We start from the raw sequence: 22,517 nt of genomic DNA on the forward strand, positions 1-22,517 counted from the left end.
AGCCTGGTTTCCTCGGTGCTCTGCCCCGAGCACCGACCTGCATCCAGACTGCGGCCGGCGGCCCACACCCATCGGCAGCACACTGGCGGGTTTCTGACATACCACTGACCTGCAAAAACAGGTGCAATGGCAGCGCAGTGGCAGACGCTCGGCAGAGCGTTGACGTACCTTCGCCGCTTTTCGGTGTCGAGCCCCGTCCGCTGCGCTAGCCTCCCAACAGGGCGCGATGAATGGGGGGTCCTTGTCTTCAGCCGACATCGACACGGAACGCATGAAGGAACTCGAGCGCCTCATCGATAAACGAGCAATGTGGTCCGTCATCGAAACCTGCTCGAGTCTGCTCGACTGGTTACCAGCCGCCCGGGTTCCCACGAACGACACACCCGCCAACCGCGCACGCGCGTTTCACAACCTGCTGCGCGAAATCATCGATGACGCGCAAGCCGCGTACGAGGAAGCCCCTGAGGATTCCGCCGCACGCAATACCCTCGCCATTGGTGCGCTGCTCGGCTTGGTGACATGGGGACCCAAGCAGCCGAAGGCGCAGTCAACTCGCCCCGCAGACAGCAAAGAAGTACGCCAAGGTCTGGCAGGGAGCTGGCTGGAACCTCCCGTACAGGCGAACACCATCCGCCGTAGGGAGCACAAGGCGCGCCTTCTGACGGAATTCTGGTTCAAGCTGTACGACTACATTGAGTCCACGCCACAGGTACCAGGCGAGCCCGTACGGTCCGACTCCGGCGGCCGGGAGCAGAATCAATCCGATCCCACCGCGTTCGAACCCGACGGCGTTCCCGCATTCTCAACGGCGACCGCACGGCCGACCTTACGGCGGCCCACACCATTGGCGAGACTGGCCGGCCACCAAAAGGCTGTTGTGGCGGGTGCTGTCGCGGTTGTCCTGGGTGTGGCAGCCCTGCTGACGTGGCGCCTGCTTCCGACGACGGACGAACCTGACGACCCGGTCTCCATCGACGATGTGGCCCGCGCTGAGGGGGCGGGAAGCTTCGTCCTGCCCCTCCGGCTCGACTTGGCGCCGGCCCAGTTGGAGGAGATCAACCATGACAAGTACTGGCAGGGCGGCGCCGGCCACGTTGAGTCCTTCACGTCATGGTTCACCAAGCAAAAAGGTGTCTGGGCGGAGAACTCCCTGGTCAACGTGACCCTGAGCGGCGCGGCGGACAAGACCGTACGGATCACCCGGATCGACGTGGACAAGCGCAACTGCCGTGCCCCGGCAGGCGGCGGAACCCTCTTCTATGCACCCGTCGGCGGTTCCGGCGAGGACGAGAACATCACCTTCCTGTTCGACCTGGACCTGCCGCAGCCTGTCGCCAGGGACGAGGACGGGGAGGATTACTTCTCCCGGCGCGCCATCACCCTCAAGCCCGGCGAGGCCGAAACGCTCAGCCTGTTCGTCAGCACCCGCCGCCAGGACTGTGAGTATGTGTTCCGGCTGCGCGTCGTGGTGCCCGGCAGCAAGCAGGCCGTCACGCGAACCATTCCCGAGCAGGGAAGCCCGGCCTTCCGTCTCACCGCGCTCGCCAAGCACTCCGACTCCCGCCCCTACTCCGCCTACCGGGCCCTGTATGTGGGAGGTGCCGCGTCTCCGGCCCAGGGAGCCTTCGTACAAGCCGACCCGCTGGCCTACAACGACGATCCGGCGACCCTCAGCCAAGCACCCTGATCGGCGGGGCCCCCTTGGCCGACCCGCGGCCTCGGCCTATTCGTGGGCGGCAATGCAGCGGGGGTCCTCGGGCCCCGCGGCGCAGAAATAGCCGTGATCACGATCGTCGACCCGCACGAAGACGGCGCTGTACGGCATCCGCTTCACCTCGATCGTCGCGCCCTCGTGGTAGTTGGGATCGTCGGGAGTGTTGGTGACGTTCAACCGGCCACGCAGTGTGCCGTCGTCGCTGCTGGACTTGAGGGTGCCGGTCGCCTTGCCTCCCCAAGCGGTGGCCGTGTCGCACGGCGCGGGATGGCTGTCGCAGTCGCGGAAGAGACGCCGGCGATACGTGAAGTGCCCCTTCTTGTCGATGGCCAGGGAGCCGTGCCCCCACGTCCAGGTGCCCGTGAAGGACGCCGTCCCCCGTTGCTGTCGTAGAGGGGGCGCGGTGCCGAAGCGGCCGAGCCACAGTCGGGCGGGTTCGGTGTCCCCCGACTTTCGGAGATCGCCCTGTCCCAACAGGATGTACCGACCGTGAAGGCCTGCTGCCCCGTACAGATCGAAGACCTGGTCGAACTGGTTCTTCTTCGTGGCTTGTTTGGTCCAGCGCCTGCCGTCCTGCGAGGTCCACAGAGCTCCGACCGGGCCAAGGCCCAGGTCCATGGACCGGCCCGAGGCGATGAATCCGCCGGGCACAGCGTTGACGGCGTTGAGGCTCTGCTGCTCACGGGGCGCTACCCCGGTGTCGGGGATGCGTCCCACGTCGAGCGGACGACCGCGCTTCCAGCCGTCGGCCCCCTTCGTACGGCTCCACAGCGTGGACAGGAAATAGCCGGGGTCGGCGTCGCTGCTTTCCGTGCGAGTCACCAGGATGCTGCCCTGTTCGCCGGATGCGCCTGTCACAGTTGTCTGCTGTTTGAACTGGTCCGGTCCGCTGCCCCATTGAGCACCGTCGCGTGAGGTGACGACGAGTCGCTTGGTGTACTGCGATCTGTTGGTGCAGGCGGCCGTCACCACGAAGCCGGCGGCGTCGGCCACTGCGGATACCTGCGGCTCATCGGTCGGGGAGGCCGGGCAGGGCACCTCACGCGGTTGCCCAAAAGGGCCGTCGGCCTTGGCCGTCCAAAGCCGTAGCGACTCCCCGCGGTAGGCGGATGTTCCGTCCTCCGCGCTCTCGGAGAAGGGGCCGCCGTCGTGCGCCACCACGACCGTCCCTCGTGGGCCGTGTGCCACCGCCAAGACCTCGTCCGAGGCGACGCCACCGGGCAGGATCTCCGGCCGTTTCCAGTGCCGGGCGTCCTGGGTCCGCCATACGGCCGGCACCAGGCTGCCGCCGTTACTCACCTGGCCCGCCAAGGTGACCCAGGTTTCGAAGGCGGCGACGAACGCGGGAATCCCTTCGCCAGGCTGCGCCCGGTACCAGGATGTTCCGTTCCTGGACCCGTACAGACGGACGGCGCTGTCCTCCGACTCTCCGGAGACTACGAATTCGTTCGTTGTGGCCAGGACTTGGCGGGGCCGGAAGTCGAGAAGGGCTGCTGGGAGCAAGGTTGTCGGCACGCTGCGCCACTGGATGGCGGACGGTGGTCGGCCGTCGTCGGAACCTTCGCCAGATGATGATTGGCAGGCCGCGCCGCACACCACGGACAGTGCGGTCAGCCCGGCCATGATCCATCCGCTTCGGCGTGGGCAGGAGGACGACGGAGAGGGGCGCCCCATCAGTCGGCTCCGTGGCAGGTCTGCGAATCTGCGGGCATCAGCCAGTAGCCGCTCCCTTTGCGGGCGGTGACGCATGTCGAGTCGGCGGCGGAGGTGGCGGTGACGCGGAAGGGCTTGCCTTGATCGTCAAGTGTCAAACGGCCCTTGTGTCCGCCGCTGCTCCAGAAGACGACCAGGCGGAATTCAGTGTCGTACTTGGTGGACTGGGGGCGGACGACGAAAAATTCCGCGTCGCCGTGCTTGACCGCGTAGGGCCAGCTCTTGAACTCGCGTGCGCCCGACTCGGTTCTGTCGTCCGGAACCGCCTTGAGCTCAGGTGCGTCCCGGTCGAGATCGACGGTGAAGAGGCGCATGGGAGCATCGGAGCCGCACGGGTTGACCACCTGCGCGCCGCGGGCGGGGCGATGCCGGGCAACGATCTCGGCCTGTGCGCCGGTGAGCAGCAGCTCTTGGTCGCTGCTGCCCTGCAGAACGATGCTGATGCTGCTGCCAGAGGCCCGAATCCCGCCCTGAGGGAACGACGGCAACGGCGCCATGCCCTGCAGGCCCACCTTCAGCCCGGGGACGACCGCTGACTCCCCGCACCCCCAGGCGGTCACGTCCGCATCGGCCACGGGTTTGCCCGGCGCGGACTTGGCGTTGCCTGCTGCGGACCGGTCGTCGTCGAGCCTTCCCGCAATCAACAGCCCCGCAGTGATCACGAGGGCCGTCAACAACACCGTGCCGACGACTTCGACTCTTCGTAAACCGCTGCGAATGAAGTAGCTGATGCTGCCGACTTGATTGATGTCGTTGCCGGCTTGGGTGACGGGCCCGTGGATTTCGGAGTTGTCGGCCGTGTTGCGTGTGCCGTCGCGGCTCTCCGCCTGATGCGCCATCGTTCGCCCCCGATGCCCCCGTTTCGCTCCGATGGAACCAGAGCGCGCCCTACGCTGTCTACTCGTGGTGACCAAGCCACTTCAGGGGGTGTTCGAATGGATCCGGTGTCCGTGGGACTGCTGCTCGCTCTCGCCGGCGGCGCGGGTGGCGAGATCGGCCGCCAAGTGTGGACAGGACTGACAGCTCTGGTGCGGCGCCCCGCTCCGACGCTGCCGGACGGCTCCTTCGCGAGCACGGGCGAAAGCGAATTGAGCGCGCTGGCCGACGACCCCGCGAACGCGGATCGCGCTCATGCACTGAGCACCGCGCTGGCGGTTCGGGCCGCCCTGGACGCGGACTTCCGCGAACGGTTGCAACAGTGGACCAGCCAGGCGAGGGCGGCGGCCACCGCTCAGGGAGACGTGCACAACAGCGTCAGCGGCAGCACGGTCCATGGCCCTGTGATCCAAAGTGGGCGCGACGTGCACACCAATACCCTTCCGTCGCCGCCTCCTTCCTCTTCTCACTGAGGCCGGCCAGCCCATGACGAACGGATCCAAGCAGCGCGGACCGGTGCTCGCCGCGACGATCGCCACGGTGATCGTCCTGCTCGCCGTCGGAGCCTGGTGGCTGTACAGAGCGGATGACGGTACCCCGACGCAGCACGAAGGCACCTCCGCGAAGCCCGGGAGCAAGCCGCTCGACCTGGAAGTACTCGACTGGCGCAACACTGCCATTCCTGGTGGCCTGTGCCGTCACCAAGGCTCCATCAGCCTGCGCGACGGCACGGCGACCAACGTGCCATCGACCTTCGACGGACCCGAGCCGAACATGCCCCAGGACGTCAGCGCCTTCACCGACGAAGTGGTCTATGGGGACCTCACAGGCGACGGCCGCTGGGAAGCTGCCCTGCCGGTGCTCTGCTCCAACCACGACTCGACCGCCGCGGGCCAACGAGCCATGGGCGTCATGGTGTTTGACGGAGCCGCCGGACGACTCCGTCTCATCGGCACTCTCACAACCCAACAGCCACGACTCGGCGAGCCGCCCAACTACATTCGCGTCGAAAAGATCACCCGCGGCAGCATCACGACCACCGAGACGTTCTACGGCACCGCGGACGCCAACTGCTGCCCCACGGGCCTGGCGGACAGCGCCTGGCACTTCACCCAGGGCAAGTTGGTCGCGGAAAGCAGCACAGTGCGGGCCACGCCGTCGGCGGCGCCCTAGACGCCGTCATTTGGCGCGGAGGAAGCCCTGGATACGAGAAGGGCGAGCTGGCGCAAGCGCTGGTAGTACTGGGTTGCGCGGCATGGGCACGGCGAGCGCACGACACTGCTCGGGCGTGCCCGATGCCCATGGTCAGTCGTCCGGACCGGTGCCGCTGAGGCCTGGAACGGTGTGCTCCGGGTGGGCCAGGGAGCGGGCGCCGAGGCGGAACTGGGCGAGTTTGTCGACGATCGTTCGGCCGACCGGGGTGTGGCCCCAGATGCTGATGCCCTGGTGGGTGGTGGGCTGCCAGGTGGTCTCGTCGATGACGACGGGGTTCCAGCCGACCTCCCACTCGAAGCCCGAGGGGGTGCGGGCGTAGTAGGAGAAGTCGAAGACGGTGTTGAAGTAGCCGCGCATCACGGTCGGCCGGGTCGAGGTGATGGCGACATGGCCCATGCCCGAGTCGCCCGTTACCCAGCCGGACGCGAGCATCCGCAGTGGTTCCGGGGACAGAACCGGGGTGGTGTAGATCTCCTGGGTGATGCCCTTGGGGCCGGGGAAGCGCAGGAGCCGTTCGACGCCGCGCAGCCTCGCCTCCTCGGCGGTGCCCTCAGCGACAGGGACGCCGTGAGCGCGGACGCGGGCCTCGATCTGCTCGAAGGTGGTGTGGTCGTCGAGGTGCCAGCCGATGGCGACGACGTCCTCGGCGGGGCCCCGGCGCAGCAGGAAGCGGCACTCGTGGTCGTCGATACGGAAGCGCATCAGGCCGGTGTCCAGGTCGTCGAGGTGCATGCCGATGGCGTCGGTGCCGAAGCGGCGCCAGTCGGCGAACCGGTTGGTCTCGAGGACGAGGTAGCCGAGGTGGACCGCGCCGAAGACGGACGGGGCGTCACGCCCCTGATACGTGGTCATCGCCGGCCGGCCAGGAAGTCGGCGCAGATCCGGTTGAACAGCTCGGCCCGCTCGAACTGCACCCAGTGCCCGGTGTTGGCGACCTCGTACAGGTCGCAGTCGGGCATGCGGTCGGCCAGCATCCGGCCGCCCGAGGGCCGGTTGACCTTGTCGGCGGCGCCCCAGAGCACCAAGGTCGGCACGGGCAGCCGGGACAGGCGGGCGTCGCGGGTGAAGTCCATCCTCCACAGCGTGCGCAGCGCGTTCGGGCCGGACGGCCGCCGCAGCGGCGGCGCCGCGATCACCTCGGGGTCGATGCTCGCCTCGTAGCGGGCGTCGATGACGGAGTCCGGGACGTCGGCGGCGTTGAAGACGAGGTAGGTGCGGATGAACCGCTCCAGTTTCAGGCGCGAAGGGCCGTCCCCGGCGTAGTAGCTGAGGAGGCTGCTCAGACCGGGGGTCGGCAGGGCGCGGGTGGTGCCGATGCCGCCGGGGCCCATCAGCACCAGGCGGTCGACCCGGTCGGGTGTGTCCAGGGCGAGGCGCAGCGCGCAGGCGCCGCCGTAGGAGTTGCCGACCAGGTGGGCCTTGTCCAGGCCGAGTTCGTCGAGCAGGCCGCGGATGCCGGCGGCGAGGTGCCCGAACGGGTCGGCGCCGTCCACGCCCTTGGTGCTGCGGCCGTAGCCGGGCAGGTCGGGGACGACGACCCGGTACTCCCTGGCCAGCGCGGCGATGTTGCGGGTGTAGTTGGAGACACCCGAGGCACCGGGGCCGCCGCCGTGCAGCAGCAGAACGGGCGGTCCTTCGCCGGTCTCCGCGACGAAGATCTTCCTGCCGTGGACGTCGAGCAGCCGTTCCCGCATCGGCGGGGGCGCGGTGTGAGTGGTCATGGCGTTCCTTGGGTGGCGGTCGAGGTGGCCATGCGCGTTGCCGGTGCGAACCCGGCTGGGGGCGGCGGGAGTTGGGCGGCCGAGGGGGCGGCGGCGTAGACGTAGGCGTCGGGGCGCAGGGCGAGGGTGGTGGCGCGGCGCCCGGTCATCCAGGGCAGCAGCACGCCCTCGTCGTCGACGACCACGCCCGGCGCCGGACGTGAGCCGGCCGGCAGGACGGTCAGGGAGGGGACGCCGCAGCGGTCCCACGCGGGCTGCGGGGTGGGCGGTTCGGCGTGCAGGAGCAGCCAGCGTCCGGCGAGTACGTCGTCCAGGCGGACCCGGGTGCCGTCCGGGCCGGTCACCCAGGGCTGGGGTATCTGGTGCCCGGCGGCCCTGGTGCGGGGGCGGGCCTGCAGGCCCTCGGCGTAGTGGGCGGCGGGGATCCAGTTGGAGTCCTGCAGCAGGCGGGCGAAGCCGGGGACGCGGTTCAGGAACGGAAGTACGGCGTCCCGGACCCCGGTGACGGCGAGCCGCCGTTCGGTGATGATCCGGCCGACGAACACCGCCCGCTTCGTGATCTCCTTGACGTGCGGCTTGCGCTCCGCCTCGTAGCTGTCGAGCACTGATTCGGGCAACTCTCCGCGCAGCACGGCGTCGAGCTTCCAGCACAGGTTGGCCACGTCACGCACTCCGGCGGCCATGCCCTGGCCGATCCACGGCGGCATCGCGTGGGCCGCGTCACCGGCGAGGAAGACCCGGCCCACCCGGAAGCGGGCGGCGAAGCGGACGTGGTGGCTGTAGACGGTGGCCCGCAGGATCTTGATCTGGTGCTCGCCGATCCCGTACCGGGACACCAGCGCGTGAATCGCCTCGTCGCTGGTCAGGTACTCCTCGTCGTCGCCCGGCAGGATCGGGAACTCCCACCGGTGGTGCCCCAGCGGAGTCGGACAGTCCACCGCCGGGCGGCCCGCGTCGCAGCGGAAGCGCAGCCGGTCGTGGTCCGGCCACGGTTCGATCATCTTCGTGTCGATGACGACCCAGCGGTCCTCGTACGTCCGCCCCTCGTAGCCCACGTTGAGCTGTGCGCGCGTGAGGCTGGAGCCGCCGTCGGCCGCGATGACGTACCTGGCGCGCAGCCGCCCTACGGAGTCGTCGGCCGTCCCGGCCACCGTCAGTTCCACCCCGGCGCCGTCCGCGGTCGGACGCAGCCGCAGGCACTCGTGCCGCAGCAGCACCTCGACGTTGGGGTAGCGGTCGACACCGTCGCGCAGGACCTGCTCCAGCGCGGGCTGGTAGAGGAACATCTGCGGCGGGTGACCGTGCCCGCGCGGGGTGGGGTGCGCGCTGAGGATCGTACGGCCCCGCGCGTCGACGAAGTCCAGCGGCCGGTCGGCGAGCATGTCCAGCTTCAGCCGCTCGGCCAGGCCGGCGCGCTGCCAGATCCGCAGGACCTCCTCGTCGGTCGAGATCGCCCGGGCCCGGGCGTAGATCTCGGCGTCGCGCTCCAGCACGACGACCCGCAGGCCGGCCGCGCCCAGCAGGTTCGCCGCGGTCACCCCCGTCGGCCCGTACCCGATCACCGCCACGTCGTACGTGTCCTGGTCGGCTCTGTCCTCGGCTTCGTCCTCGGCCCTGCTCCCGGCACTGATCCCACTCACCAGGCCACCTCACTGTCGTCCCTGTTGCGGCTCTTTGTTGTAGCGTTCACTCCAATTGGAATGGCCGCTACGGTAAGCTCGGCGTCCGGGTCGGTCAAGGGCCGGCACGAAGGGAAGGGCGTCTCCCATCACCAGGCCGCACACCGGGCCTCAGACGGCGCGGAAGAAGCGTGCGAACGGATTGGAGTCGCGGCAGCGCATCCTCGACGCCGCTGTCGCGACGGCCTGCCGAGCGCCGGGGGCGGACGGTGTTCCTCCAGGTCCGCGATCTCTCCCGGCAGCGGATATCGGACGTGATCGGCATCCTCTTCCCGGCCCTGGACGAGGAAGCCTTCCGCACCCTGACGACATACGCCGTGGCCGGTACCGACGGGCAGTTCGTGGAGCGCGAGGTGGGTGGCGGTGACTGTGTCGACCTGGTGGCGATGTTCGAGCTGCACGCGCGGCTCGTCCACGACGCGGCGGTCCGCATGGCAGGGAGGAGCAAGGGATGAGCCTGACCTACGTCCAGCGCGAGGAGACCGCCCGGCTGCTGCGGGAGGCGGAGCACCGCGCGGTGCCAATCGACCCGCTGTCGGCCCTGCTGCCCGCCCTCGACCTGACCGACGCCTACGCCGTCCAGCGCGACAACGTCTCCTGGCGGCTGGCCGACGGGGCGACGGTCATCGGGCACAAGGTCGGCCTGACGTCCCCGGCCATGCGGGGGCTCCTCGGCGTCGACGAACCCGACTTCGGGCATCTGCTGGACGACATGGTCCACCGTGACGGCGCCCCGGTCTTCGCGGCGCACTACTGCCGACCCCGGATCGAACCGGAGATCTGCTTCCACCTCGGCGAGCGGCTGTCCGGACCCGGCGTCACGGTCGAGGACGTGCTCAGGGCGACCGACGCCGTCGCGCCCGCCCTGGAGATCGTCGACAGCCGGATCCGGGACTGGCGGATCACCCTCGTCGACACGGTCGCCGACAACGCCTCCTGCGCCGGCCTCGTCTGCGGCCCCTGGATCCCGGTCCGGGACGCGCCCGACCTTGCCTCCGTCACCGCCGACCTGATCGTGGACGGTGAGCCGGCCGGGTCGGGCAGCGGGCGCGAGGTGCTGGGCCACCCCGCGGCCGCGGTCGCCTGGCTGGCCAACACGCTCGCCGCGTTCGGCTCCGCTCTGGAGCCCGGCCACGTCGTGCTGTCCGGCGCCATGGCCCAGGCCCCCTTCGTCAGGGCCGGCCAGAAGGCCGAGGCGCGCTTCGACGTCCTGGGGCCGGTGTCGGTGACCTTCGTGTGACGCCCGTTGAACTTCCTCCGACGGCCGAGGAATGCGTCCAGGCCTACCAAATGGACCCGCTCCCCGAGAAACCCGAGCAACCCAAGAAACCCACGAAAACCACGAAACCCTGAAAGCCCTGAAATCCGAGAAACCCGAGAAAGCCGAGAGAGCCGCCCCATGACCACCGCACCCCGCCGGATCGACGTCCATCAGCACCTCGTCCCGCCCCTCTACCGCGACGCCCTCGCCAAGGCCGGTATCACCGAGGCGGGCGGCCGTGCCCTGCCCGACTGGAGCGCCGAAGCCGCGCTGGAGGCGATGGATCTGCTGGGCACCGAGACGGCGATCCTCTCCGTCTCGACCCCCGGCACCGGCTTCCTCGGCGACCCGGACGAGGCGGCCGGCCTGGCCCGAAGGCTCAACGACTTCTCCGCCGCCGTCGCCGCCGAACACCCCGCCCGCCTCGGCTGGTTCGCCACTCTGCCCATGCCCGACGTCGAGGCGGCGGCGCAGGAGGCCGAGCGGGCTCTCGCCGAGCTCGGCGCCGACGGGGTCACCCTGCTCGCCAACAGCCAGGGCGCCTACCTCGGCGCCGACGGCCAGGACCCCCTGTGGCGGGTCCTCGACGAGCACGGCGCCGTCGTGTTCGTCCACCCGGCCGACCTGCCCGCCCCACCGGTCGACGGCATCCCCCCGTTCGCCGCCGACTTCCTCCTCGACACCACCCGCGCCGCCTACCTCCTGGTACGCAACGGCATCCCGCGCCGCCACCCGAACATCCGGTTCGTGCTGAGCCATGGCGGCGGCTTCCTGCCGTACGCCTCCCACCGCATGGCCGTCGCCCTCGCCAGTGACATCGGGCGCAGCCCCCTCGACCTCCTGGACGACTTCCGCGGCTTCTACTTCGACACCGCGCTGTCCTCCAGCCCCGCCGCCCTGCCCACCCTGCTGGCGTTCGCGCGCCCCGGGCACGTCCTGTTCGGCAGCGACTGGCCGTTCGCGCCCACCCCGGCGGGCCAGTACTTCGCGAGCGGCCTCGACGCCGGCGTCGATCCTGGCACCCTCACCGCGATCAACCGCACCAACGCCGAGGCCCTGTTCCCCCGCCTGGCGGGCGGTCCCCCCTCCCCAACCGCACCCCGCCCCCCCGGCACGCCTGCGCCGGTCCGCCCGGCGGGCCGCCGCCCGCCTCGTCTTCAAGCTGGTCCAGCCCGGAACCGACTGAGCGCCCGGCAGCCGCCCGCCTACCCGAAGGCCAGGGCCGGGAACTCGGCCGAGTCGTCCAGCTCGGCCCAGACCGTCTTGCCGCGCCGGGCGTGCCGCGTCCCCCACTGCCCGGCGAGCTGCGCGACCAGCAGCAAGCCCCGCCCACCCTCGTCGAGGACGCGGGCCCGGCGCAGGTGTGGGGTGGTGCTGCTGGCGTCGGAGACCTCGCACAGGAGGGTGCGGTCGTGGATGAGGCGCAGGCTGATCGGGGAACGGCCGTAGCGGATGGCGTTGGTGACGAGTTCGCTGACCACCAGTTCGGCGGTGAACTCGAGGTTCTCCAGGCCCCAGGCGGCCAGTTGGCGGGAGACGTCCGAACGGGCCCTGGCCACCACCGCCGGGTCGGCTTCCAGGTCCCAGGTGGCGACCCGGTCGGCCCCGAGCGCGCGGGTGCGGGCGAGGAGCAAGGCGATGTCGTCGTCGCCCCGGCCGGGCCGCAGTGCTTCCAGCACGGTGTCGCAGGCCGCTTCCAAGGAGGACGCCGACCGGGCGAGGATCTGTCGCAGCGCGGTGAGCCCCGCGTCGGCGTCGTGGTCGGGGGCCCCGATCAGACCGTCGGTGTACAGGGCGAGCAGGCTGCCCTCGGGCAGGTCGACCTCCACCGTCTCGAAGGGCAGTCCGCCCCGTCCGAGCGGCGGGCCTGGCGGCGGATCCAGCAGCTCCGCCGTGCCGTCCCGGACCAGCACGGCCGGGGGCACATCCCCCGCGCGGGCCAGGGTGCAGCGGCGGGAGACGGGGTCGTAGACGGCGTAGAGGCAGGTGGCGCCGTTGTCTCCGCCGACGTCGGCGCCGGGCTCGGCATCCGGGTCCGTGCACGCCTCGGTGGCCACGCGCACGACGACGTCGTTCAGGTGGGTGAGGAGTTCGTCGGGCGGCAGATCGATGTCGGCCAGGGTGCGTACGGCGGTCCGCAGCCGGCCCATCGTGGCGGCGGCACGGATGCCGTGGCCGACCACGTCGCCGACCACGAGGGCCACCCGGGCGCCGGACAGCGGAATGACGTCGTACCAGTCGCCGCCCACGCCGGCGCCGGAGCCGGCCGGCAGGTACCGGTAGGCGACGTCCACGGCCGACTGCTGGGGCACCTCCTGCGGAAGCAGGCTGCGCTGGAGGGTGACGGCGGTGGCGCGGGCGTGGGTGTAGCGGCGGGCGTTGTCGACGGCGACGGCGGCCCTCGCGGCGATCTCCTGGGCGAGGAGCAGGTCCTCGTCGTCGTAGCGGGCGGGGTTGGCGAGGCGGTGGAACTCGGCGACGCCCAGCGTGGTGCCGCGGGCGCGCAGCGGGACGGCGAGGGACGAGTGGGCTCGCGGGACGCCCCGGCCCCTGCCGTGCTGGTGCCGGGAGGGACGCCCACTGGCCAGGGCCTGCGCCGACGGCGAGCCGTCCGCCGGGATGTGGAGCTGCTGCGGTGCGATCGCATCCTGCGGGTCGGGACCGTCCGCCGGTCCCCGGGCCATCCGGCGCAGCACCGGCGGGCCCTCCGCGACGTCCTCGCCTCGAAGCACGGTGTCGAGCAGGTCGACGGTGACGACGTCGGCGAAGTGGTCGGTGGCGAGATCCGCCAGCTCCTGTGCGGTGCGGGCGATGTCGAGGGTGGTGCCGATGCGCATGCCCGCCTCGTTCACCATCGCCGATCGCCACCGCAGCCGCCGGTCCCGCTCCTCCTGGAACGCGACGACGCCCTGTTCGGAGACCCGGTCCACGTACATCGTCGACATCGCGTTCAGCTGCCGGGCCGCCTCGCTGACCTGCTTGGCGTCGTCACTCAGCCGGGGCAGCTCCGCGAGCAGCCGGTCGAGGACGATCTCCTCCGCCAGCCGGAAGGCGCGGAGCATCGCGCTGAGCGGTATGCCGTGCCGGGCCAGTATCTGCGCGCGTTCCAGGTCGGCGGGCGGCAGCTCGATCAGCCTCGCCTCGATGGCGTGCTCCAGGCCGAACAGGGCCGCGCCGATGTGCTCGGCGACATTCTCACCGGCCATCCGGGCCACGTCCGGGTCGTCCCACAGCGCGGGGAGTTCGCGCAGCAGGCGCCGCTGCACGTCGGTGGTGAGCTCGTCCGCTCGCGAACTGAGCTCGCGCGCCGCGCGCGACACAAGACCGCCGGCCGTGGGCTCCACACAGTCGACGGTACGCCGCTCACGCGGGCGCCTCAGTCCGTACGGCGGGAGGGGCGCCGGCCGTTTGTCAGCCGCCCTCGCGCAGCACCCGGGACAGCCCCAGCGCCGCGGTCCGTACGGCGGGCGCCAACTGGGCGGGGCTGAAACGGGAGCGCGGCACCGCCACCGAGAGGGCGGCGACAGCGGTGCCGCCGGCGAAGACGGGAGCCGCGATGCAGGCAACGCCGAGGGCGGCCTCCTGCTCCTCGTAGGCCAGGCCGGAGACCTGGATCTTCTCCAGGGCCATGCGCAGCCGGTTCGGATCGGTGAGGGAGTGCGGTGTGAGGCTCGGCAGCGGCCGGGACAGCACCTCCTCGGTCAGCTCGGCGCCGGAGAAGGCCAGCAGGGCCTTGCCGACACCGGTGCAGGTCAGCGGCAGGCTGCCGCCGATGCGGGAGGGCAGCTGGAGGGCCTCGTGGCCGTGGATGCGTTCGAGGTAGACGACGTCCATGCCGTCCCGCACCCCGAGGTGGACGGTCTCGCGGGTGGCCTCGAACAGGTCCTGCAGGAACGGCAGGGCCGCCTCGCGCAGATCGAGCCGGTGCGGCACCAGCGAGCCGAGCTCGAACAGCTTCGCCCCGAGCCGGTACTGGGGCCCCGAGCGCTCCAGCCAGCCCAGCCGGACGAGGTCCGCGGCCAGCCGGTGCACCGTGGGCTTGGGCAGGCCGGTGCGCTCCGAAAGTTCCGACAGGCGGTACGGGCCGCCGCTCGGACTGAAGCACTCCAAGATGGTCGCGGCCTTCTCCAGCATGCTGCCGCCCGCGCTGTTCCGTGTCACGGAACAAAGTTTGTCCCCTCGCGGCGGGGCGTGTCTATATCGGTGTCGAACCGCCATCGGCGCCAACCGGCTCCTTCCCATCCGCTCGCCCGCCGCTGCACCTTCCCCGGAGGTATCCCGTGTCGACCCCACCCGACGGTGTCCGTCCGGACGCCGCCCCGCCGGCCGTGGTCAAGGCCGCCGACCTGCTTGCGGAGGCCGCCCGCACCGGGACCGCCTGTGCTCCGGTGCGTGACCTGTTCGACGCCGGCGCGGATCTGGAGACCGCGTACGCCGTGCAGCAGCTGAACGTGCGGCGCGGGCTGGACGCCGGCCGCCGGATCGTCGGCCGCAAGATCGGCCTGACCTCCGCGGCCGTGCAGCGCCAACTCGGTGTGGACCGGCCCGACTTCGGTGCGCTCTTCGCGGACATGGCCGTACCGGACGGCGGTGAGGTGCCCGCCGGGCGGCTGCTCCAGCCGAAGGTGGAGGCCGAGGTGGCGCTCGTCCTCGGGCGCGACCTGCCGCACCCCGCGTGCACGGTCGTCGATTTCCTGCGCGCGGTCGACTTCGCGCTGCCCGCGCTGGAGATCGTCGACAGCCGGGTGCGGGGCTGGGACATCTCCCTGGTCGACACCGTCGCCGACAACGCCTCCTGCGGCCTGTACGTCCTCGGCGCAACTCCCGTGCCGCTCACCGCCGTCGATCTGCGGACGGTGACGATGACCATGACGCGGGGCGGCGAGACCGTGTCCGAGGGCACCGGCGCCGACTGTCTCGGCAGTCCCCTCAACGCGGCCGTGTGGCTGGCCTGCGCGCTCGCCGAACGGGGCGATCCGCTGCGCGCGGGCGACCTGGTGCTGACCGGTGCGCTGGGCCCGATGTCGCCCGCCGCGCCGGGCGACGTGTTCGAGGCCCATGTACACGGGCTGGGTTCCGTGCGGGTCGGCTTCGCGCCCGAAGCCGGGGTCGCGCACGAGGGGGGCGAGCTGTGAGCACCAAGGTCGCCGTCATCGGGTCCGGCAACATCGGTACCGACCTCATGATCAAGATTCTGCGGCTCTCGGAGTCGCTGGAGATCGCCGCACTTGCCGGCATCGACCCGGCCTCCGACGGCTTGGCCCGCGCCTGCCGGCTGAAGGTCGCCACGACCCACGACGGCGTCGAAGGGCTCGTCGCGCTGGACGAGTTCGCCGATGTGGAGATCGTCTTCGACGCGACCTCGGCCGGCGCCCACCGTCACCACGACGACGTACCGCGCCCGCTCGGCCGCACCCTGGTCGATCTCACCCCGGCCGCGCTCGGTCCGTACGTCGTGCCGCCGGTCAACGGCGACGCCCACCTCGACGCCCCGAACGTCAACATGGTCACCTGCGGCGGCCAGGCCACCATCCCGATCGTCGCCGCCGTGGGCGCCGTCACGCCGGTCCACTACGGCGAGATCGTCGCGTCCATCGCCTCCCGCTCGGCCGGTCCCGGAACCCGGGCCAACATCGACGAGTTCACCGAGACGACCTCCTCCGCCATCGAGCGGGTCGGCGGTGCCGCGCACGGCAAGGCGATCATCGTGCTCAACCCGGCCGAACCGCCCCTGATCATGCGGGACACCGTGCACTGCCTGGTCTCCGACTGCGCGACGGAGGCGGTCACCGCGTCGGTCGAGGAGATGGCCGGGCGGGTGCAGGCGTACGTGCCCGGCTACCGGCTCAAGCAGAAGGTGCAGTTCGAGCGGGTGCCGTCCGACGACCCGCTGCGCACTCTCGTCCCCGGCGCGGGCGAGGCCCTGAAGGTGTCCGTCTTCCTGGAGGTCGAGGGCGCCGCGCACTACCTCCCGGCCTACGCCGGGAACCTCGACATCATGACCTCGGCCGCGCTGCGCACCGCGGAACGCATGGCCGCCCTCCCCCACGCCACGGAGGTGGCCTCCCGATGACCCGGCTGTACGTCCAGGACGTGACCCTGCGGGACGGCATGCACGCCGTCCGGCACCGCTACACCGTCCACCAGGCCCGCTCCATCGCCGCCGCGCTGGACGCCGCCGGGGTCGCCGCGATCGAGATCGCCCACGGCGACGGCCTCGCCGGCTCCAGCATCAACTACGGCGTCGGCGCCCACACCGACTGGGAGTGGATCGAGGCCGTGGTGGACGCCGCGCAGCACGCGGTGCCCACCACTCTGCTGCTGCCCGGCATCGGCACGCTGCACGACCTCAGGCAGGCGCACGCCCTGGGCGTCCGCAGCGTCCGCGTCGCCACGCACTGCACCGAGGCCGACATCTCCGCACAACACATCGCCGCCGCGCGGGAGTTGGGCATGGATGTCGCCGGGTTCCTGATGATGTCCCACATGACCGAACCGGCCGAACTGGCCCGCCAGGCCAAGCTGATGGAGTCCTACGGCGCCCACTGCGTCTACGTCACCGACTCCGGCGGCCGCCTCACCATGGACGGCGTCCGCGACCGCTTCCACGCCTACCGCGACGTCCTCGACCCGGCCACCGAGCTGGGCATCCACGCCCACCACAACCTCGCACTCGGCGTCGCCAACACCGTCGTCGCCGTCGAGAGCGGCGTGACCCGGGTGGACGCCTCGCTCGCGGGGCAGGGGGCGGGCGCCGGCAACTGCCCGTTGGAGGCGTTCGTCGCGGTCGCCGACCTGATGGGCTGGGACCACGGCTGCGACCTGTTCCCCCTGATGGACGCGGCCGACGATCTCGTACGCCCCCTTCAGGACCGCGAGGTGCGGGTGGACCGCGAGACCCTCAGCCTCGGCTACGCGGGCGTGTACTCCAGCTTCCTGCGGCACGCCGAGACCGCTGCCGCCCGCCACGGTCTGGACACTCGCAGCATCCTCGTCGAGGCCGGCCGGCGCGGCATGGTCGGCGGCCAGGAGGACATGATCACCGACATCGCGCTGGACCTGGTCGCCCGCGCCTGAGCGACGCGACCGCGCCCCTTCCGGTCGGCCGGAAGGGGCGCGGTCAATGGTGGCGACGGGAGGCCGCGCAGCCGTCACGCCTTGGGCTTCGACAGCGTGATGTCCTTCTTCACCACCGCGTGGAAGTGCGGCAGGGGCAGCCCGCCCAGGCCGTCCACGGGGCGCAGCTCCACGACGGTGACCTCGACGTTCGCCTTGCCGTGCTTGAGGGTGGCGTCCGCGGGGGCCTTGCTCTTGTTCTCCCAGCGGTGCTGCTTGCCGTCACACTCGGCGAGGGTGCCGCCGATGGCGTACCGGGTGGTGGAGTCCTTCTGTCCGATGGAGGCGCTCACGAACGTGGGTCCGGTGCTGTCGATGCAGCGGTAGGTGCCGGAGACGGTGATGGTGCCGTCCGCGGCCATGGGGGTCTTGGTGCCGACGCTGACGGTCTCCTCGGGCTCGGTGGGGGCGTCGGAGTCGGCGGGCGCCGAGGGCGCGGCGAGCAGCAGGAACAGGGCGGCGCCGGCGGCGGTGGCGAGAGCGGGGCGCAGGGGCATGGGATGACCTCCCGGTGGGCGGAGTGGGGGCTTCCACTGGTACCCGGCGGGTGTGCCCGTGGGCGTGACCGTCACCCCTTCGGTGGCGAGTCCGCTGCGACCTTCGTGGATCGGTCAGAGAGTTGTCCGCGTGTTGTCACGGTTCACAGCGGCCCGTTCCGATGAGTTCGCGACGGGAGCATGGTCTACCCATATGGACGACGCATACGGTTCGTCCGCCCGACGTGGAGGTGCGCCATGTGTTCCTACCAGCCTTCGTGCCCTTCCTCCGACGACCGCACCGCACATGTGGTGGCCGCCCGCCCCGAGCAGGGCTGGAGTCTTCTGTGTGACGGCGCCATCGTCTTCGACGACAGCGGTGAGCTGCTGCCCGACGGCCGCGTCGTCGCCCCGCAGCGGGTGCCGGCCGAGCGGCTCGTGATGGCCGCGTGAGCACGGCCTACGGCAGTACCGCGAACCCGTCCAGCTCCACCATGGCCTCTTCGTCCCAGAGGCGTACGACCTGGACGACCGCCATCGCCGGGTAGTCCCGCCCCGCCAACTGCCGCCAGATGCGGCCGAGTTCGGCGACCTGGGCGCGATAGGCCGCGACGTCGGTGGCGTAGACGGTGACCCGCGCGAGGTCGGCCGGGTTGCCGCCGGCCGCCGCCAGCGCGGCCAGCAGATTGGTGAGCGCCCGCTCGAACTGCTCCGGCAGCGTCTTGCCCACCACCTTGCCGTCGGTGTCGAGCGCGGTCTGCCCGGCCAGGAACACGACCCGGGATCCGGTGGCGACGACCGCGTGGGAGAAGCCGGTGGGCGGGGACAGGTCGGGCGGGTTGACCCGCTCGGTAGTCACTGACCGGCCTCCATGTTCGTGTACAACTCCTTGGCGATGATGCCGCGTTGGACCTCGCTGGCGCCTTCGTACACGCGCGGGGCACGCACCTCGCGGTAGAGGTGCTCCAGCAGATGACCGCGGCGCAGGGCACGCGCACCGTGCAACTGGACCGCCTTGTCGACGACATACTGCGCCGTCTCCGTCGCGAGCAGCTTCGCCATCGCGGCCCGCTTCGGGACGTCCGGGGCGCCTTCGTCGTACGCCGTCGCCGCCGCGTACACCATGAGACGGGCCGCCTCGATGCGCAGGGCCATCTCGGCGACCTGATGGGCGACCGTCTGGAGGTCCTTCAACTTGCCGCCGAACGCGTCTCGTTGGGCGGTGTGGATGAGGGTGGCGTCCAGGGCCGCCCGGGCCATGCCGACGGCGAAGGCACCGACGCTCGGCCGGAAGAGGTTGAGGGTGCCCATCGCGACCCTGAAGCCGCGGTCGGGCTCGCCCAGGACGTCGTCGGCGGTGACGGGGACGGCGTCGAAGTCGAGGGCGCCGATGGGGTGCGGGGACAGCATGTCCAGGCCCGCTCCGGTGAGGCCGGGCCGGTCGGCGGGGACCAGGAAGGCGGTGACGCCACGGGCACCGGCGTCGGGGGTGGTGCGGGCGAAGACGGTGTAGAAGTCGGCCTCGGGGGCGTTGGAGATCCAGCACTTCTCACCGGTGAGGCGCCAGCGGGCGGGGCCGTCGGCTTCGGCGGCGACCGAGGCGGCAAGTGTCTCCCCCGGTCCTCCCGGCCGCGAGGTGTCCCGTTCCGCCCGCAGCTCCAGCGCCGCCGCGTCCGACCCGGCGCCCGGCTCGCTCAGCGCGAAGGCCGCCACCGCGCTGCCCTCGGCCACCCGGGGCAGCCAGCGCTCCCGCTGGGCCGGGGTGCCGTGGGCGTGGACGGGATGCGCGCCCAGGCCCTGGAGGGCGAGTGCGGTCTCCGCCTCCGTGCAGGCGTACGCGAGGGATTCCCGCATCAGGCACAAGTCGACCGCACCGGCGGTGAACAGCCGCCGCAGCAGCCCCAGTTGGCCGAGCTCGGCGACCAGCGGGCGGTTGACGTGCCCGGGTTCACCTTTCTCGGCGAGCGGGCGCAGCCGGTCGTCGGCCAGGGTGCGCAGCTCGGCACACCAGGCGGTTTGCGCCGGATCGAGCGAGAATGCGGGCATTGCCGACCTCCCTGCGGGGCCGTACTCGACGGACCCTCCCGACGATATCGCGCACCATTGACTGTCGTCACCAACACGATACGCTCCCTGTGCTGGGACCCGCTCACCCCACCACGACGCCCACAGGCAGCCCACAAGGCAAGGGGGCGAACCGCAATGGCCGGTCTGCACCGCTCCGCCCACGTCGACACTTTCGCCCGCGAGCACCTGCCACCGCCCGACCAGTGGCCCGAGCTCCGCTTCGACCTTTCGGGGCTGGACTACCCCGATCGGCTCAACGCGGCAGCCGAGTTGCTCGCCGGCCCGCCCGACGAGCGACCCGTGTTCCACACCCCGTCCGGCGACACATGGACGTACGGCACACTGCGCGCCCGCGTCGACCGGCTCGCGCATGTGCTCACCTGCGACCTCGGCGTCGTCCCGGGCAACCGGGTGCTGCTGCGCGGCCCGACCACGCCCTGGCTGGCGGCCTGCTGGCTGGCGGTGCTGAAGGCGGGCGCGGTCGCCGTCACCGTGCTGGCCCAGCAGCGGCCGCACGAGCTGAAGACCATGTGCGAGATAGCGCAGGTGCGGCACGCGATGTGCGACATCCGCGCCGTCGACGACCTCGCCAAGGCCGAGATACCCGGGCTGCGGATCGCGACGTTCGGCGGCGACGCCCCCGACGACCTGCTGCACCGCCCGGCGCCCGACACGCCGTACGACGCCGCCGGCACCGCGGCCGATGACGTGGCCCTCATCGCCTTCACGTCCGGGACCACCGGACGCCCCAAGGGCTGTATGCACTTCCACCGGGATGTGCTCGCGATAGCCGACACCTTCTCGGAACATGTGCTGCAACCACATGTGGGCGATGTCTTCGCCGGCAGCCCCCCGCTCGGCTTCACCTTCGGCCTCGGCGGCCTCGTCGTCTTCCCGCTGCGGGCCGGCGCCAGCTCCCTGCTCCTCGAACAGGCAGGGCCCAAGCAGCTGCTGCCCGCGATCGCCGAGCACCGGGTGTCCGTGCTGTTCACCGCGCCGACGGCGTACCGCGCGATGCTCGACGAACTCGACTCGCACGACATCTCCTCGCTGCGCCGCTGCGTCTCGGCGGGCGAGAACCTGCCCGCCGCCACCTGGCAGGCCTGGCAGGAGCGGACCGGGCTGAGCGTCATCAACGGCATCGGGGCCACCGAACTGCTGCACATCTTCATCTCCGCGGCCGACGAGCACATCAGGCCGGGGACGACAGGGGTGGCGGTGCCGGGCTGGCAGGCACGCGTGGTCGACCACGAGGGCCGGGAGATGCCCGACGGGGAGCCCGGCCTGCTCGCCGTGCGCGGGCCCGTCGGCTGCCGCTATCTCGCCGATCCACGGCAGCGCGAGTACGTGCGCCACGGCTGGAACATCACCGGCGACACCTACGTCCGGGAGAGTGACGGCTACTTCCGCTACGTCGCCCGCGCGGACGACATGATCATCTCGGCCGGCTACAACATCGCGGGTCCCGAGGTCGAAGAGGCGCTTCTGCGCCACCCGGACGTGCTGGAGACGGCGGTCGTGGGGCGGCCCGACGAGGCGCGCGGACAGGTCGTGGTGGCATACGCGGTGCTCAGGGACGGGGCGCGTCAGGACGCCGAGGCGCTGCGCGCGTTCGTGAAGGCCGAGCTGGCGCCGTACAAGTGCCCGCGCGAGATCGTCTTCCTGGACGCCCTGCCACGCACGGCGACCGGCAAGCTCCAGCGCTTCCGTTTGCGCGACGGTGATGACCCGCCGGGTGACCAGCAGTGATCCGTACGACCTAAGATGATCAACGTGTCCGACCAGCATGCACCACGGTCTCTCATCGTCACGCTCTACGGCGCCTACGGCCGCTACATGCCCGGCCCGGTGCCGGTCGCCGAGCTGATCAGACTGCTGGCCGCGGTCGGCGTGGACGCTCCCTCGGTACGTTCGTCCGTGTCGCGGCTGAAGCGGCGCGGGCTGCTGCTCCCGGCCCGCACGGCACAGGGTGCGGCGGGCTACGAACTCTCCACGGACGCCCGCCAGTTGCTCGACGACGGCGACCGGCGCATCTACGCCACCGCGCCGCCCGACGACGAGGGCTGGGTGCTCGCGGTGTTCTCGGTCCCGGAGTCGGAGCGGCAGAAGCGCCATGTGCTGCGCTCCCGGCTGGCCGGCCTCGGCTTCGGGACGGCCGCCCCGGGCGTGTGGATCGCACCGGCACGGCTGTACGAGGAGGCCCGGCACACCCTTCAGCGGCTGCGCCTGGAGGGGTACGTCGACTTCTTCCGCGGCGAGCATCTCGGCTTCACGGCGACCGCGGAAGCCGTCGCCCGCTGGTGGGACCTGGCCGCGATCGCCAAGGAGCACGACGCGTTCCTCGACCGCCACGCGCGCGTGCTGGCCGACTGGGAGCAGCGGCACGACACCCCTCCCGAGGAGGCGTACCGCGACTACCTCCTCGCCCTGGACTCCTGGCGCCACCTCCCCTACACCGACCCGGGCCTGCCCGCCCGGCTGCTTCCCGCGGACTGGCCGGGCGCGCGGTCGGCCGCCGTGTTCCGGGGGCTGCACGAGCGCCTGCGGGACGCGGGAGCCGGCTACGCCGGTCTGTGACCTCGCCGTTCCGTGCCCTCGTCGGTCTGTGACCTCGGGCGCACCATGAGCCACTAACAGAACCCTCAGGTTCCTCTGCGTCTCCTCTCAAGTTTCTTACCT

21 protein-coding genes and 1 pseudogene are annotated in these 22,517 nt (G+C 71.2%); 12 read left to right on the forward strand and 10 right to left on the reverse strand.

Features of this window, described 5'->3' with window-relative positions; all coding sequences use genetic code 11:
* The first annotated feature begins 241 nt into the window (after positions 1-241).
* Positions 242-1,687 (forward strand): hypothetical protein, encoded by a 1,446-nt coding sequence (locus OHT51_RS10165; RefSeq protein ID WP_328878591.1) that lies wholly within the window; start codon positions 242-244, stop codon positions 1,685-1,687.
* A 36-nt stretch (positions 1,688-1,723) separates the two neighbouring features.
* On the opposite strand, the gene OHT51_RS10170 is transcribed toward OHT51_RS10165, so the two are convergent.
* The gene (locus tag OHT51_RS10170; RefSeq protein WP_328878592.1) at positions 1,724-3,025 is read right to left on the reverse strand and encodes a hypothetical protein; all 1,302 of its coding nucleotides are present in this window, start codon (positions 3,023-3,025) and stop codon (positions 1,724-1,726) included.
* A gap of 362 nt (positions 3,026-3,387) precedes the next feature.
* Positions 3,388-4,266, reverse strand: coding sequence for a hypothetical protein (locus OHT51_RS10175; protein WP_328878593.1), 879 nt, complete (start codon positions 4,264-4,266; stop codon positions 3,388-3,390).
* A gap of 111 nt (positions 4,267-4,377) precedes the next feature.
* Here OHT51_RS10175 and OHT51_RS10180 point away from each other — a divergent pair, with 111 nt between their 5' ends.
* Positions 4,378-4,776: a hypothetical protein gene (locus OHT51_RS10180; RefSeq protein ID WP_328878594.1), complete on the forward strand. Its 399-nt coding sequence runs from the start codon at positions 4,378-4,380 to the stop codon at positions 4,774-4,776.
* A 13-nt stretch (positions 4,777-4,789) separates the two neighbouring features.
* The gene (locus OHT51_RS10185; RefSeq protein ID WP_328878595.1) at positions 4,790-5,476 is read left to right on the forward strand and encodes a hypothetical protein; all 687 of its coding nucleotides are present in this window, start codon (positions 4,790-4,792) and stop codon (positions 5,474-5,476) included.
* Positions 5,477-5,608: 132 nt separating this feature from the next.
* Here OHT51_RS10185 and OHT51_RS10190 read toward each other — a convergent pair whose 3' ends face one another.
* From OHT51_RS10190 to OHT51_RS10200, 3 genes are read right to left on the reverse strand one after another with little or no spacing between them, the layout of a single operon-like run.
* Positions 5,609-6,370 carry an extradiol ring-cleavage dioxygenase gene (locus OHT51_RS10190; protein WP_328878596.1) on the reverse strand — a complete coding sequence of 254 codons (762 nt, stop codon included), beginning with the start codon at positions 6,368-6,370 and terminating at the stop codon, positions 5,609-5,611.
* Positions 6,367-7,239 (reverse strand): alpha/beta fold hydrolase, encoded by an 873-nt coding sequence (locus tag OHT51_RS10195; protein WP_328878597.1) that lies wholly within the window; start codon positions 7,237-7,239, stop codon positions 6,367-6,369. Before OHT51_RS10195 ends, OHT51_RS10190 begins: the two co-directional genes overlap by 4 nt.
* Positions 7,236-8,879 carry a bifunctional 3-(3-hydroxy-phenyl)propionate/3-hydroxycinnamic acid hydroxylase gene (locus OHT51_RS10200; RefSeq protein ID WP_328878598.1) on the reverse strand — a complete coding sequence of 548 codons (1,644 nt, stop codon included), beginning with the start codon at positions 8,877-8,879 and terminating at the stop codon, positions 7,236-7,238. The genes OHT51_RS10195 and OHT51_RS10200 overlap by 4 nt, the downstream gene beginning before the upstream one ends.
* A 248-nt stretch (positions 8,880-9,127) precedes the next feature.
* Here OHT51_RS10200 and OHT51_RS10205 point away from each other — a divergent pair, with 248 nt between their 5' ends.
* From OHT51_RS10205 to OHT51_RS10215, 3 genes and pseudogenes are all read left to right on the forward strand, one after another.
* Entirely contained in the window at positions 9,128-9,373 is a 246-nt protein-coding gene (locus OHT51_RS10205; protein ID WP_328878599.1) for a hypothetical protein, read from the forward strand.
* Positions 9,370-10,158, forward strand: coding sequence for a 2-keto-4-pentenoate hydratase (locus OHT51_RS10210; protein ID WP_328878600.1), 789 nt, complete (start codon positions 9,370-9,372; stop codon positions 10,156-10,158). The genes OHT51_RS10205 and OHT51_RS10210 overlap by 4 nt, the downstream gene beginning before the upstream one ends.
* A gap of 159 nt (positions 10,159-10,317) precedes the next feature.
* Positions 10,318-11,184, forward strand: a pseudogene (locus OHT51_RS10215) (amidohydrolase family protein); the annotation flags it as partial.
* Positions 11,185-11,384: 200 nt separating this feature from the next.
* Here OHT51_RS10215 and OHT51_RS10220 read toward each other — a convergent pair.
* Positions 11,385-13,523, reverse strand: coding sequence for an ATP-binding SpoIIE family protein phosphatase (locus OHT51_RS10220; RefSeq protein ID WP_328878601.1), 2,139 nt, complete (start codon positions 13,521-13,523; stop codon positions 11,385-11,387).
* Between the two features lie 67 nt (positions 13,524-13,590).
* The gene (locus OHT51_RS10225) at positions 13,591-14,313 is read right to left on the reverse strand and encodes an IclR family transcriptional regulator (RefSeq protein WP_328884296.1); all 723 of its coding nucleotides are present in this window, start codon (positions 14,311-14,313) and stop codon (positions 13,591-13,593) included.
* 146 nt (positions 14,314-14,459) lie between these two features.
* Here OHT51_RS10225 and OHT51_RS10230 point away from each other — a divergent pair, with 146 nt between their 5' ends.
* The 3 genes from OHT51_RS10230 to dmpG are packed head-to-tail and all read left to right on the forward strand — an operon-like array spanning position 14,460 to position 17,256.
* Positions 14,460-15,314 (forward strand): 2-keto-4-pentenoate hydratase, encoded by an 855-nt coding sequence (locus OHT51_RS10230; protein ID WP_328878602.1) that lies wholly within the window; start codon positions 14,460-14,462, stop codon positions 15,312-15,314.
* A complete protein-coding gene (locus OHT51_RS10235; RefSeq protein WP_328878603.1) occupies positions 15,311-16,252 on the forward strand; it encodes an acetaldehyde dehydrogenase (acetylating) in 942 nt (313 codons plus the stop codon). Before OHT51_RS10230 ends, OHT51_RS10235 begins: the two co-directional genes overlap by 4 nt.
* Positions 16,249-17,256, forward strand: a complete 1,008-nt coding sequence (dmpG, locus tag OHT51_RS10240) for a 4-hydroxy-2-oxovalerate aldolase (RefSeq protein ID WP_328878604.1) — start codon at positions 16,249-16,251, stop codon at positions 17,254-17,256. Before OHT51_RS10235 ends, dmpG begins: the two co-directional genes overlap by 4 nt.
* 74 nt (positions 17,257-17,330) lie before the next feature.
* Here the strand turns inward: dmpG and OHT51_RS10245 are convergent, their stop codons facing one another.
* Complete coding sequence (locus OHT51_RS10245; protein ID WP_328878605.1) at positions 17,331-17,792, reverse strand: DUF6299 family protein; 462 nt, start codon at positions 17,790-17,792, stop codon at positions 17,331-17,333.
* A gap of 237 nt (positions 17,793-18,029) precedes the next feature.
* Between OHT51_RS10245 and OHT51_RS10250 the strand changes: the two genes are divergently transcribed.
* A complete protein-coding gene (locus OHT51_RS10250; protein ID WP_328878606.1) occupies positions 18,030-18,224 on the forward strand; it encodes a DUF5999 family protein in 195 nt (64 codons plus the stop codon).
* Between the two features lie 7 nt (positions 18,225-18,231).
* Here the strand turns inward: OHT51_RS10250 and OHT51_RS10255 are convergent, their stop codons facing one another.
* Both OHT51_RS10255 and OHT51_RS10260 read right to left on the reverse strand, forming a co-directional pair.
* A complete protein-coding gene (locus OHT51_RS10255; protein ID WP_328878607.1) occupies positions 18,232-18,630 on the reverse strand; it encodes a RidA family protein in 399 nt (132 codons plus the stop codon).
* Positions 18,627-19,817 (reverse strand): acyl-CoA dehydrogenase family protein, encoded by a 1,191-nt coding sequence (locus OHT51_RS10260; RefSeq protein WP_328878608.1) that lies wholly within the window; start codon positions 19,815-19,817, stop codon positions 18,627-18,629. The genes OHT51_RS10255 and OHT51_RS10260 overlap by 4 nt, the downstream gene beginning before the upstream one ends.
* A 156-nt stretch (positions 19,818-19,973) precedes the next feature.
* Between OHT51_RS10260 and OHT51_RS10265 the strand changes: the two genes are divergently transcribed.
* Entirely contained in the window at positions 19,974-21,587 is a 1,614-nt protein-coding gene (locus OHT51_RS10265; RefSeq protein WP_328878609.1) for an AMP-binding protein, read from the forward strand.
* Positions 21,588-21,602: 15 nt separating this feature from the next.
* Positions 21,603-22,415, forward strand: coding sequence for a PaaX family transcriptional regulator (locus OHT51_RS10270; protein ID WP_328878610.1), 813 nt, complete (start codon positions 21,603-21,605; stop codon positions 22,413-22,415).
* Positions 22,416-22,517: the final 102 nt, after the last annotated feature.

The organism is Streptomyces sp. NBC_00299 (genome assembly GCF_036173045.1).
GTDB classification, from domain to species: Bacteria; Actinomycetota; Actinomycetes; order Streptomycetales; family Streptomycetaceae; genus Streptomyces; species Streptomyces machairae.